At 72.9% G+C, this 12,727-nt stretch carries 9 protein-coding genes; 3 read left to right on the top strand and 6 right to left on the bottom strand.

Annotated features, from left to right (window positions below):
- Positions 1-94: 94 nt before the first annotated feature.
- The 3 genes from ACTOQ1_RS26895 to ACTOQ1_RS26885 form a co-directional block, all read right to left on the bottom strand.
- Positions 95-1,510 (bottom strand): hypothetical protein, encoded by a 1,416-nt coding sequence (locus ACTOQ1_RS26895; protein ID WP_440070783.1) that lies wholly within the window; start codon positions 1,508-1,510, stop codon positions 95-97.
- Positions 1,511-1,805: 295 nt separating this feature from the next.
- On the bottom strand, positions 1,806-1,946 hold the full coding sequence (locus ACTOQ1_RS26890; RefSeq protein ID WP_440070782.1) for a hypothetical protein: 141 nt from the start codon (positions 1,944-1,946) through the stop codon (positions 1,806-1,808).
- Between the two features lie 201 nt (positions 1,947-2,147).
- The gene (locus tag ACTOQ1_RS26885) at positions 2,148-4,907 is read right to left on the bottom strand and encodes an AAA family ATPase (RefSeq protein WP_440070781.1); all 2,760 of its coding nucleotides are present in this window, start codon (positions 4,905-4,907) and stop codon (positions 2,148-2,150) included.
- 1,282 nt (positions 4,908-6,189) lie between these two features.
- Between ACTOQ1_RS26885 and ACTOQ1_RS26880 the strand changes: the two genes are divergently transcribed.
- From ACTOQ1_RS26880 to ACTOQ1_RS26870, 3 genes are all read left to right on the top strand, one after another.
- Positions 6,190-7,224 carry a carboxymuconolactone decarboxylase family protein gene (locus ACTOQ1_RS26880; protein WP_440070780.1) on the top strand — a complete coding sequence of 345 codons (1,035 nt, stop codon included), beginning with the start codon at positions 6,190-6,192 and terminating at the stop codon, positions 7,222-7,224.
- 110 nt (positions 7,225-7,334) lie between these two features.
- Complete coding sequence (locus ACTOQ1_RS26875; RefSeq protein ID WP_440070779.1) at positions 7,335-7,895, top strand: RNA polymerase sigma factor; 561 nt, start codon at positions 7,335-7,337, stop codon at positions 7,893-7,895.
- Positions 7,892-8,848, top strand: a complete 957-nt coding sequence (locus ACTOQ1_RS26870) for a hypothetical protein (protein WP_440070778.1) — start codon at positions 7,892-7,894, stop codon at positions 8,846-8,848. The genes ACTOQ1_RS26875 and ACTOQ1_RS26870 overlap by 4 nt, the downstream gene beginning before the upstream one ends.
- 63 nt (positions 8,849-8,911) lie before the next feature.
- On the opposite strand, the gene ACTOQ1_RS26865 is transcribed toward ACTOQ1_RS26870, so the two are convergent.
- From ACTOQ1_RS26865 to ACTOQ1_RS26855, 3 genes are all read right to left on the bottom strand, one after another.
- Positions 8,912-9,862 carry a winged helix-turn-helix transcriptional regulator gene (locus ACTOQ1_RS26865; protein WP_440070777.1) on the bottom strand — a complete coding sequence of 317 codons (951 nt, stop codon included), beginning with the start codon at positions 9,860-9,862 and terminating at the stop codon, positions 8,912-8,914.
- Between the two features lie 45 nt (positions 9,863-9,907).
- Positions 9,908-11,134, bottom strand: coding sequence for an acetyl-CoA acetyltransferase (locus tag ACTOQ1_RS26860; RefSeq protein ID WP_440070776.1), 1,227 nt, complete (start codon positions 11,132-11,134; stop codon positions 9,908-9,910).
- A gap of 178 nt (positions 11,135-11,312) precedes the next feature.
- The gene (locus ACTOQ1_RS26855) at positions 11,313-12,617 is read right to left on the bottom strand and encodes a pyridoxal phosphate-dependent aminotransferase (RefSeq protein ID WP_440070775.1); all 1,305 of its coding nucleotides are present in this window, start codon (positions 12,615-12,617) and stop codon (positions 11,313-11,315) included.
- Positions 12,618-12,727 lie beyond the last annotated feature (110 nt).

The following is a 12,727-nucleotide window of genomic DNA, read 5'->3' as shown; positions in this document are numbered from 1 at the left end:
GGCCTGGCCCCGTCGAGGGCGACGACCAGGTCGGCCGATGTTTTGGAACGCTCCCGTTCGCGGGGTGACGAGACCCGAAGAAGGCCTCGCGCGGTCAGACGAAGCTGCGCGCCGACGCCCCCCTCGTCTCGGCGGTGGGCCACCTGCCCTGGAGGTCGAGAACGGCGTCGGAGTCCTTCCTCCTGGAAAGCGGTTCGGCGCCCCGCGGCCCGTCCGGCAGCACCTGCCAGACGGGATCGCGCTGGATGACCGGCCGGTCCCGTTCGGGTTCCCCTTCGGGGAGGGGTGTCCAGAGCGTGCGGACGCCGTGCTCGTTGACGAGCCTCAGGTGGGTACGGCACCCGGGGCAGCGGATTCCTCCGGTGCCGAGGTCCTCGCGCCGCGCGGTGAAGTAGCCGTAGTGATCCACTCCCCGCTCGTCCCACGACAGGTCCAGGTGCCGGTCCCAGTCGACCTTCGCGGCGGCCCTGCCCCGGGGGGCGCAGACCGGGCAGGGCACCCGCATCTCGTCCCAGAATGGTGAGGCCGCCAGTTCGGGATCGTGCCGGCCGACCCGCTTGGCCGTCTCGGTGACGGCCTCTCCCCGGCCCGCCGGAGGCCTGCGGACCCGCGGGGCGGTGGTGATCGGGTCGGAGTTGTTGATGAGCCTGGCGAAGCGGTCGGCGTAGGCGTCGCCCAGCAGGGGGACGCCCAGGACGGCACGGGCGGTGAGATGTTCCAGCCGCCGGATGCCGCCCGAGGGCCGGGCGGCGTACGCGGAGGTGATCATGGGCGGCGTGGAACCGCGCGGCAGCAGCCACAGCGTGGCCAGCAGCTCGCTCACCGTCCAGAACGACGAGAAGTAGTCGGGCGCGGGATGGACGATGGCCCTCCCCGTCGCGATGATCTCGTACATCAGCCGCGCCACGCCCTCCCACATCTGCTGCCGGGTGACCACCTCGGCCGGGTAGGAGTACTCGCGGGGCGGCACCATCCGCACGGTGACCGAGTGGGCCTTCTCGAAGCCCGCGCGCCACTCCCCCGCCTCCTGCCGGTGGTCGCCGTGAAAGCTGAGGAAGTAGTCGGCCGGGTTGTCGAACATCCAGTAGTGCTCCCGGGGCGCGGGCAGGCGCGGCGCGGGCAGGCGGACCGTGCCCAGCGCGCGGCGCAGGCGCCGCTCCAGCCACTCGCCCAGCTCCGGGTTGCCCAGGGTCTCGCCGTGCACGGGGGCGTGGCTGGCGCGGGTCAGCACGTTGCGGGGCAGCGGGGTGCGGCTGAGGACGATGCTGCCGGGGTCGAGTTTGGCGCGCATGTTGAAGGCCGCGTAGACGTCCTCGGGTCCCTCGACCGAGCAGTCCCACACGACGAAGGTCGACGCCCGCTGCGCCGCGAGCGCGGTGCTCTGGCCGGCACCGGGAAGAGCGACCGCCAGGCGGACCCCCAGCCTCGCGCAGATCGGCCGTATCCAGTTGTCCAGCAGGTCGTGGCCGCTCTCGGTCGGCGGTGCGAAGACCGTCATGGTGGCGTTCACGTGGCGGCCCCGGCCGATCCCGCGCGGCCGTTCCACCCGGCCCGTACGACCGGAACGCCCCGCATGTCCGGCGCGCCCTGCCTGCCCGGCTCGGTCCTCACGGCCCTTACAACCCTTACGGCCCGCGGGACCGTCACGACCGGCGGCCGGTGGTACGCCCGGCCCGCCGCCGGCCGGCGGCGGTGTTCCCTCCCGAGGTGGGACGTGGTGCCCATCTGATGCTCTCCCCCCTGGCGTGACACTCCGTGGACGACTGCCTTCCGCGCCGGCGGGCACGCGGCACCCTCTCGCGCGATCATCCGTCCAGGTGGGTTTCCAGGAGGGTGACCAGCTCGATGACACCGTGGAAGGGGACGGGCGGCGCGCAGTCATCGGATTCGACCGTCCCGGCGATGTGACCGGTGGCGGTCCTCTGGACGTCGATGGTCAACCGCATTCCGGCCTCCTGTCGGCGGCACCGCTCTCCCGGCGCTCTGGCAGTCGCTCACGGTAGTGGCCGGAGACCGGGAAAGCGTCCAGGTACCACCCCTACGGATGGCACGACAAACCCCGACATGCCCGTTTCCCGTACACCGGCGGGGCCGCGGCGCCGTTTCGCGCGAGCCGGATGCCGTCCGTTCGCCTTACTCGTCATTCGTCATTCGTCGGGGTCGGACAGGACCGCGCGGAGCTCGACCCGGCTGGTGACGTTCAGCTTCGCGTAGATGCGGTTCAGCTGCGTCTCCACGGTGCTGATCGCCACCAGGCGCTTCTGCGCGATCTGACGGGTGGTCATGCCCTCGCAGACCATCGCCACGACCTCGCGCTCGGCCCCGGTGAGACTGCTGAAGGCGGCGTTGGGGCCGTCCACGGAAAGCCTGAGCTCCCCGGCCGTCTTCAGGGCGAGGGCGGCGTAGGCCGCGGCGCCGGTACGGTTGAAGGTGACCAGCGCCCGCCTCAGCAGCCGTTCCGCCTCGGCGTGGCGGCCCCGGGCGTGCTGGGAGCGCGTCATCACCAGGTCGATCCTGCCTGCCTCGATCGGCAGGCCCACCTCGCGGGCCAGGGAGAGGGCCTCCTCGCACTCCCGTACGGCGCCCGCGTGGTCGCCCCGGACGGCGGCGATCTGGCCCCGCACCCTGGCGATGGACATCAGGGTCGAGCGGCGCCCGCTCGACGCGGCCCTGTCGCTGAAGACGCCCAGCGCGACGTCCGCCTCGTCGGCCCGGCCGAGCCGGGAGAGCGCGTCGGCGCCGATCGGGCCGAACAGGTGGGTGCCCGGTTCCAGGGAGTCGTAGTGCAGCTCGATGGCCTCGGCCGCGCTGAGCAGCCGCTGGACGTCGCCCTGGGCCTGGGCGATCGCCGCGCGCGCCCCCGCCGCGTAGGCGAGGCTCGCCCTGCTCTCGACGAGCGGCGCCCACTCCGTGGCCTGGCGGGCGTGCTCGCGCGCCAGGTCCCACTCTCCCCGGGCCGCGCGGGGGAAGCACGCCAGGGAGTGCAGGAGCGCGTAGTCCCAGACCCGCTCGTTCTCCTCGGCGTCGCCGACGGCGAGCCGGGTGAACTGCACGGCGTCGTCGAGCCTGCCCCGCCGGTACTCGGCCTCGCCCAGGAAGCCGAGTGCCTGGCCGACCCGCAGCGCCTCACCGCGCGTGGCCCGCGCGACGCTCTCCCGCAGGTCGGCGGACGCGCCCTCCAGGTCGTCGGTCCACAGCCGGATCATTCCCCTGGCCACCAGCCCGTCCAGCCCGGCCACCGAACCCGGCAGGTCGGCGTCCGCCAGGGACGCCAGCGCCTCCTCGGCCCGTCCGGCCAGGGTCCAGCCCAGGGACTGGGCGAACCAGGCGAACGCGCGCACCCACGGCTCGTGGCTGCCCGCCGCGACGGCCGCCGTGCCGTACTCGACCATCTCGGGGTAGGAGATCTCGACCACCCCGATGATCGCGAGCTGGGCCGCGATGCGCGCCCGCAGGTCCGCGGGCGCGTGCGGGCTCTCCGCCCTGTCGCGCCCGGCGGCGCCCAGCGCCTGGACCAGCAGCAGCTTGGCCTCCGCGACGCGCCCGGAGATCAGGGCCTGGTAGCCGGCGACGTAGTCGCGCCAGGGGCCTCGCGGCGCCGCGAGGATCTCGCTCTCGTAGCGCCGGGCGACGGTGGCGTCACCGGAGACCAGCAGGGTCTCCACGGCCGTCAGCAGGCGGGCCACCCTGTCCGGTCCCGGCGGGGTCAGCTCCGCGGCGTGGCGGGCGTACACCGCCGCCAGGGGGAGCCTGCCGCGCGACAGCAGGGACTGGGCCTCCTCCTGCGCCAGCGCGGCGAGCTCACCGTCCGTACCGCCGCCGGACGCCGCGATCCCGTGCCACAGCGCGCCGGGACCGCCGAGCAGGGCGGCGTTGCGGTGCAGGGCACGGCGGCGCTCGACGCCGGAGTCGTAGTAGATGCGGTCCCAGACGAGCAGGGTGGTGAACGCGAACTCCTGCCCCGCCGTCCCGGGAATCTCCTTGACCAGCCCGGCGTCGACGGCCTCCGCGAGAGGCGTCGTGGCGTCGTCGACGCCGGAGAGCGCGCGCAGGTCGGCCAGGCCGAAGCGGCGGCCGAGCACCGCCGCCGCGCCGACGACCTCGCGGGTACGGCGGCCGCACGACGCCAGCCGCGCCACGACGGCCTGCGTCATGCCGCGGGGGGCGGGCAGCGGGCCGTTGCCGAAGTTGATCGAGTGCATCTCCACCTGGTCCAGCAGGAGGACCGAGTGCAGCGCGTTGCCGTCGGTGTGCTCGTGCAGCCTTCTGGCGCCGGAGGGGGTGAGCCCGTCGTGGCCGGTCGCGACGGCGAGCCTCACGAGGTCGTCGGCGGGGAGCCCCTCGACCTGGAGCAGGCGCCCCTGCGCCGAGTCGAAGATCCGTTCCCATCCCTCGTGGAGCTCCAGGCGGGGAGCGTCCGGCGCCGCTCCCGTCGCGTACCCGGGGGCCTGGTGCACGACCAGGAGCATGACCTGGGCGTTGCGCAGGCGCCGGGCCGCCAGGCGGAGCGCGGCCATCGACTGCCGGTCGCCGCAGTGCGCGTCGTCGACGACCACGATCAGCGCGTCCGCGGCGGCGAACTCGGCCGCGAGGGCCTGCCCGACGAAGGCCGCCTCGGACTGGCCCGACAGCGTCCTGGCGAGCGCCGGGGTCGGCAGCTGCTCGGCGATCTGTTCCAGCACCCCCCACGGGTGGGCGAGGGCGTCCTCGTCGCCGAAGGCGCGGACGGTCCGCACGCCGGGCACGGTACGCAGGAAGCGTTCGACCAGCTCGGTCTTGCCCATCCCCGACGCCCCCCGGACGCCCACGATCCGCGCGTCACGGCGTCTGGCCTCGCCCCACGCCTCCCCGAGGAAGTCGAGTTCCCGCTTCCGGCCGATGAACAGCGGAGAGGTTCTGCCGTGCAACGCAGCGCTCCCTTTTCACGATCCCCATGTTCTTGACGGCGATTATGGGTCAGGAATCAGCCTGTCGGCATGGATTTCATCTGAAGATTCTTCACGAAACGGATCCGAATGAATTTCACATCAGCCGGGTACCCTCCGGATTCCCTCGTTCGCGGAACGCTCCGGACGCGGACCGCGACCGCCCGGACACGCTGAAAACCCGCCCTGGAGGCTCGCGACGCCCACTCCCACCTGGTGTTCTCTGGAGCCCATGCGGGTTTTCCCGGAATGGGACCGATCCACTCACGCCAAGACCTGCGGCGGTTCACGAATGCGGCCGGCGGCGAAGAGGCCGTGGCCATTGATTGCCGCACGCGCGACCGGATTTCGCGCAATTGACGATTTCTGCGCTCGGTAAGTATCCGGTGACACGAAGTGTGCAATACCTCGCACATTACGCGAGAAAGTACACGGCGGATACCGAGTGCGATTTCCCGACCACGGTCCGGGGTGTTCGCTCAGCGCTCCGGCCGGGGCCGGCGAGCACCTTCCCGCGCACCTTCCCGGCCGCGTCGCGCGGAAAGCCCGTCGACGGCGAACATCCGAGGGGCCTCCGGTGGCCCGCGACCCGCCCGGAGCCGGAGGCGGGTCACGTCCTCGCCGGTCACGGCGGCTCCCCGGGAGCCGCGGACGGCCCGCCGGGTCCGGCCCCCCACGAGCCGGACCCGGACGGACGATGACCGGGCGGGCCCGGCCTGGACACCTCGGAGCCCGGCGTCCCGGAGTCCGGCGTCGCGGAACCGGGTGTCCCCGAGCCCTGCGGGGCGGGGGTCGCCATGCCGCGAAGTCCGTACCGGGAGCCGTCCCGCGCGGCGGGGTGGCCCGGTCGTAGTATTCCAGCCATTCGGTCACCGTCCCGTCCGCCACGCTCAGCGCGCCGCCGAGAGGGACGCGGGGTGCTCCCCTCGCGCGGCACCGCCCCCGCGGGAATCCGCCGCACTCCCCGGCGGCCTCGAAGACGTCTCCGGTTCCCAGGCGGCCCCGTCCCCGGCGTCGCCGGAAGGCCGGACGCGAGCGTCGATCCCGTGCGGTGGCGCCGCTGATCCCGGCGCGGTAGTTCCGCCGCCTCCCCTGCTCCTCGCGGCGTAGCCGAAAGAACCTCCCCGGGCACCACGACCGCGGGCCGTCGCAGGGGCGACGATCGCAGCCCACGCTCGTTCGGGGGAACCCTTCCGGCCCGCCCCGACCCGGTGTGCTCCGGGCAACCCCTCCGGCAGCGCGACCGTCAGCGAAAGGACGCTCCGTGCCCTCACTCTTCCGCCACATCACCCCGGTGCCGCCCGAGACCGCCACCGGGCAGGTCGCCGCCGTCTACGACCAGGTCAACGCCGAGTTCAGCAGCATCGGCCCGGCGGTCATGATGATGTCCCCCGCCCCCGAACTGCTCGCCCCCGGCTGGGCTCTGCTGCGCGAGTCGCTGCTGGCCGGGTCCGTCCCCCGCCGGCACAAGGAGGCCGTGGCGGTCTCCGTCTCCCAGGTCAACCGGTGTGAATACGACATAGCCGGACATATGGTCTTCCTTGAGCTGTCCGGGGGAGGCGACGTCGCGCGGGCGCTCCGCCGCGGTGACGACCCGGCGGACGAGGACGCCGCGGCCGTCGTCCGGTGGGCGAGGTCCACCGGCGCCCCGGGCTTGCCGGCCCCGGGGGCACCGGGGGCCCCGGGGGCGCCACCCGTCCCCGAGGCGCTCGCCCCGGAGTACGTCGGGACCGCGCTGGCGCTGCACTTCGTCAACCGCATGGTCCTGATACTGCTCGCGGAGCACCTGCTTCCCGGCGGCATGCGGGAGTCGGACACCGCACGCCCCTTCGAGGGCGCGCCGATCGCCCGCGCCGTCGAGCGGCGCCGCTCCGGCGACGGCCTTCTCCTGCTGAAGGACGGCGAGGCCGGGCCCGCACCCGCCTGGGCGGGAAAAAGTACCGTCGGACCCGCGTACGCGGCGCTGCGGGACTCGGCGGCGAAGGGCGGGTTCCTGCTGTCCGAGGACGCCCGCGCGGCGGTACGCGACACCGTCGGCCGTCACCTCGGCGGCTATCTCCCCGCCGACGACGGGTGGCCCGCCACCTCACTCGACGCGCTGTCCCCCGGCGACCGCGCCGGGGCCACCCTGGCGATCCTCGCGGCGCTGGCCCCGGACCAGGTCACCGAGGACGACGTCACCCGCTGGCGTGGCGACCGGTACAGCGACCACTGCCTGCTGCACCTGCTCGCCTTCGGCGCGATGATCGCCGTCGAGCGCGTCGAGGCGGGCATCGGCCGGGCACCGGCCACCGGCTGAGGGGCATTTCCAGAAATTTCTGGGTCTGGGAGAAATGATGCCGGCGCCTTCGACATGGATGGGTGTCCACGATCCCCACCAGAGGAGGCGTCCTGCCATGGGAACCGCCCGTGCTTGACGACCGAAGAGCCCGGTTCGAGCAGGTCTATCTCGACACGTACGAACAGATCCTCGGCTACGCGACGCGCCGCTGCGACTCTCCGGAGGACGCGGCCGACGTGGTGGCCGAGACGTTCGAGATCGCATGGCGCCGGGTGGACGACCTGCCACCCGGCGAGCAGGCGAGGCTGTGGCTGTACGGCGTGGCGCGCAACGTCCTCGCCAACCACCGGCGGGGTCGGATCCGCCGTCACGCCCACCAGACGGCGCTGCGCGAGGACGTCGCCGATCTGTACGCCCGCACCGCACCGCCCGCGGAGGGGATGGAGCTCAGGGCGATCGGACGGGTCTTCCGTGAACTGTCCGACGGCGATCGCGAGGTGCTGTCGCTCGTGGCCTGGGAGGGCCTGGACGCCGGAGAGATCGCGTCCGTCCTGGGCCGTTCCCGCAACGCCGTACGCATCCGGCTACACCGGGCCCGCCGGCGCTTCTCGCGCGGGCTGGCGGAGGCCGGGATCGAATTCACCCCGATGAGCCGGGCCGAACGGGTCCCGACATGGAGGTCCTCGTGAAGAACACCGATGAACGGGTGAGCCCGCCGCCCCGCGTCCGCGACGACGAACTGGCCGGTCAGGTGTCCGCGGCGGGGGCGCGGGCACTGCTGGCGTCGATCGTGTCCGAATCCGGGTCCGAGGTCGCCGCGGCCTCGCCGTCGCACCGCCGGTCGTGGAGACCGCGCCTGGTGACCGGGGCGCTCACCGCCGGGGTGCTCGTCGCCGCACTCGTCGCCGGCCCCGGCCTGCTGCGCGACGGGAGCGCCACGAGCTACGCGAACTCCGCCGTCGACATCGTGCTGGACGGCGAGCAGTACGTCGCCCGCATCAAGGACCCGTTCGCCGACCACGCCGAGTACACCGAGGCGTTCCGCGCGGTCGGCCTGGACGTCACGCTGCGTCCGGTACCCGTCTCGCCGGGCAGCGTCGGAGAGATCATGGGAATGATGATCTCGGGTGACGACGGACCCGACACGGGGACGCCGCCGGATCCCTCCGGTCCCCGGTTCGGCGGTGTCCCTCTCTCGATGGAGACGGCTCCCGGGAGATGCGAGCCGGGCAGGGACGCCGGGTGCGTGATGGTGATGCGGATTCCCGCCGGCTTCACCGGCAGGGTGGACGTCAAGCTCGGGCGCCAGGCGAGGCGAGGAGAGGAGTACGCGAACTTCGACCTGGCCATGGCCCCCGGCGAGATGTTCGCCGGGGTCCGGCTGAGGAACGGCCGCCCGGTGGACGAGATCCTGGCCGAGGCGCGGAAACGCGGCCTGGCCGCGGTGTTCAGCCTCATCCGGGCCGACGCGGAGACGGGCGGGCTGTCCTTCGAGCCGCTCCCCGCCGACCGGGTCGGACGTGACTGGACCGTCTGGAACGCCTGGCAGGTGAAGGCCGGGGTGATCCGGCTGCTCGTCACGCCCGGGCGATCGGCCGAGAACCCGTTCTACAACGGAAGCGCGCCACCGCCCGCCTCCTGACCGCGCGGGAACCGGCTCCCGCCCTCCGGTGAGGGCCGGGAGCCGAACGGTCTCGTCCTCACCTCACGCCGGGCCTCGCACCGCGATCCCGTGCCCGCGCAGCGGTGCCGTGCAGGCGTCGCACGTCAGCCGGGTGCGGAAGTCACTCCCGCACGCCCGGTGGGTGTGGACCAGGGCGGGCCCCTCGGCCGCCCGGAACCACCGCTGCCCCCAGTCGACGCCGGTCATCGTCACGGGGAAGAAGGCGCGCCCCTTCTCCGTGAGGCGGTAGCTGGGCCAGTCCGGCCGTCCGGCGCCGGGCACCTGCTCGAAGACGCCGAGCCCGCAGAAGACCCGGAGCCGGTCGGCGACGATGGTGGGCGGGGCGCCCAGGCGCTGCTCGAAGTCGCGGAAGCGGTGCAGCCCCTGGAAGGCGGCGCCCAGGATCGCCGCCGACCAGCGGTTGCCCACCAGCGCCATCGTCTCGGGGAACATGCCCGCGCCACCGTCGGCGGTGGAGCCGGAGCGGCGGCGGGTCGTGGCGGCGGGCACCGAGCGTTCCCAGGTGCCGCTCGGCCCGAAACCGCCGACGACGTCGCGGGGCCGTACGGAGCGCGAGCAGGCGGCGCAGGTGAGGACGGGCAGGAACTCCCGTCCGCAGGGCCGGTGGACCATCCTGGGCAGCGACTCCCGGTGCTCGGGCACCCAGCGCGACTCCCACGCCCACACCGACAGCAGCATCGGCCACAGGTCCCGTCCCCGCCTGGTCAGCCGGTACTCGAACCGCCTGGCCCCGCTCTGGTACTCGACTCGCTCGAAGACGCCCATCTCGGTGAGGAACGCCAGCCTCCGGGTCAGCACGGCGTGCGAGATGGGCAGCTCCTGCCGCCACTCCCCGTAACGGCGCACCCCGAGCAGCGCGTGGCGCAGGATCAGCAGGTTCCACTCGTCGCCGATCAGCCCCAGGGTGAGGCCGACGGCGTTGGTGTGCCCCGGGGGAAGCCGCGTGGGACGGTCCGCGGGGTGCACGAGCACGCGCGTCCCCCGCGGCCCACCGTCCCGGGTGCCCTCCGTCTCGGCCTACCCGGCCCCGACGACGAAACCGACGGTCGTGGTGGTGCTGCCGCCGATGTTGAGCGTGCCGAACCGGCGCGCCCCCTCGACCTGGTAGGCGCCGGCCCGGCCGGTGACCTGGCGGGCGGCGTCGAGGAGCATCCGGACCCCGGTGGCGCCGACCGGGTGGCCGCCGCCGATGAGACCGCCGCTCGGGTTGACGGGGATGCGCCCGCCGATCTCCAGGTCGCCGTTCTCGATGGCCTTCCAGCTCTCACCGGGTCCGGTGATGCCGAAGTGGTCGATCGCGGCGTACTGCGACATCGTGAAACAGTCGTGCGTCTCGATGCCGTCGAGATCGTCGACGCCGCCGACACCCGCGCGGGAGAACGCGTCGAGCACCGTGTTGCGCACGTGCGGCAGCACGTACGGCTCGTCGCGGCTGCGCTCCAGCTTCGCCGCCAGCGGGAGCCCGACGGTCCGGTGCCCCCAGCCGAGCACCCGGGCGAGGCGGCCCTCGCGCGCGAGCCCGGGGTGGCGGGAAAGGAAGCGCTCCCCGACCAGCACCACCCCGGCGCCGCCGTCGGTGATCTGACTGCAGTCCGTACGCCGCAGCCTGCCCTCCACCACCGGGTTGGCCTCGTCGTCGGCGGCGAAGGCGGCCTCGGCGAACGTCCACCCGCGCGTCTGCGCGTTGGGATTGGCCCTGGCGTTGCGGAGGTTGAGCTCGGCGACGGCCCGCAGGTGGGCGTCGTCGAGGCCGTAGCGCCGGTCGTACTCGTCGGCGAGGGCGCTGAACATGTGGGGCCACACGAACTTCGCGTCCCGCCCCTCGTGGCCCACCCACGCGGCGGCGCCGAGGTGCCCGGCGGCGAGGTCGCCGGGCACGGTGCGCTCCAGCTCCAGGCCGAGGACCAGGGCGCAGTCGTAGCGCCCGGACTCGATGTCGGCCATCGCGGCCAGCGCGGCGACACCTCCGGAGGCGCAGGCCGCCTCGTGCCTGGCCGAGGGGACCTCCCACAGCCCGGGCTCGACGGTGGCGGGCATGCCGCCCAGTTGCCCCTGCCCGGTGAAGAGCTGGCCGAAGGCGTTGCCGACGTGGATGACGTCCACCTCGGAGGCGGCGAGACCGGCGTCCTCGAGGGTGCCGCGCACGACCTCACCGGTGAGCTCGTCGAACCCCTGACCGGCCCGCGACCAGTTGCGGGCGAAGTCACTCTGGTAGCCGCCCAGGATCCATACCGCGTCCGGCACGGGCGCCTCCTCGCTGAGATCCGTCTGCTGTCCGCCTCTTACTACAACAAGAAGAGTACGCGGTCAACGCGCCTCGGACCGTTCTTCCAGGTCCGTACGGGAAAGTCCCTCGGCCGGCGTCGCGGACTCCCGGATCCTCGGCGAGGGCCCCGGCGTCAGGTGGCCGGGTGCGGGCGTCTCAGATGGAGGGCGGCACGGCCGACAGCATGTCGAAGCGGCGGTCGCCCTCGTACAGGGGCGTCTGCGCCTGCGAAAGCGTCTGCAGGGGCGTCGAGAGGGACGCGGGCAGCGGGTCGTACAGAGGCGTCGGGGTCGGTGCCGGCAGGGGTGGCGGCACCGAGCTCAGCGACCGGTTCCCGCTCTCGTAGAGGACGGCGTACAGCCCGCTGATCAGGCGCCGCACGTCCCGCTCCGGCCGGACCACCAGGCGCATGAACTGGCTGGTCATGCCGAGTTTGTCGCCGCACTCGCGGACGAAGAGGTTGTGCTCGTCGAGCAGCTGGTCGCGCAGCGCGGCGCCGTCCCTGCCACCGGGGAGCCGTACCAGCAGGAAGTTGCCCTGGGAGGGGAAGACGGTGAGGCCGGGGACCCGGGTCAGCTGGTAGCGCATCGACTCGCGGTCCAGGGCGAGCAGCCGGAGGCTGTCCAGATACTCGGACATGTGCTGGCGGATCATGAAGACCACGGTCTCGGCGAAGGAGTTCAGGTTCCACTTGGGCAGGGCGCGCCGCACCCTGCCCGCCAGCGCGGGGTTGGCCACCATGTAGCCGAAGCGGATGCCGTGCAGCCCGAAGTTCTTGCCGAGGCTCTTCAGCACGACCACGTTGGGCCGGATGGCGGCCTCGTTCGCGACGCTCGGATACGGCTCGGCGTCGACGAAGTCGATGAACGACTCGTCCACCACGACCAGGTCGAGGTCGACGAGCCTGTCGAGCAGGGCGATGACCTCGTGGCGGCGCAGGTAGCCCCCGTCGGGGTTGTTCGGGTTGCAGATGACCGCCACCCGGGAGCCGCGATGCCGGACGAAGTTGACGAAGGCGTCCACGTCCAGCGCGAACCCCTGGTTCTCCGGCAGCGGGTACATGTCCACCCGCTTGCCGGTCTCCATCGGCTGGTCGGTCCAGCGGCCGAACGTGGGGATCGGCACGGCCAGGCTCTCCCTGACCAGCAGGTGGTCGATCCAGGTGATGAGTTCCGTCGACCCGTTGCCCATCACGACGGTCTGCGGGTTCAGGCCCAGCACCCCGCAGAGCTCGGCGGTGATCGTGTCGGCGTCGCTGGGGTAGAACTTCAGGATCGTGCCGAGGTTGCGTTCCAGGATGCCGAAGACCTCCGGTGTCGGGAAGTAGGGGTTGCAGGGGATGCAGAAGTCGACCAGTTCCTCCCCCTGCTCCGGCTGCTCCGGCGCGGCCCGCATGAGCGAGAAGTACGACGGGCTGTGCGCTGCGGTGTGCACTCGGCTGCGATCGGTGGGACCGGCCAACTGGGGCCTCCTCCTGACGGACGTTCAACGCCTCTGACACCCCCAGCTACGCACCTGGATACGGGCTGGTTCAGCGGGGCCCGCGTCGGAACAGGCGATCGTCAGGTCCT

Source organism: Streptosporangium sp. OZ121 (assembly GCF_051918885.1).
Taxonomy (GTDB): Bacteria; Actinomycetota; Actinomycetes; order Streptosporangiales; family Streptosporangiaceae; genus Streptosporangium.
This window is presented reverse-complemented; position numbering and strand designations above follow the sequence as displayed.

Coding starts and splice junctions, on each gene's coding strand:
- ACTOQ1_RS26890 (WP_440070782.1), bottom strand. CDS start 1,946: ATGCGGTTGACCATCGACGTCCAGAGGACCGCCACCGGTCACATCGCC.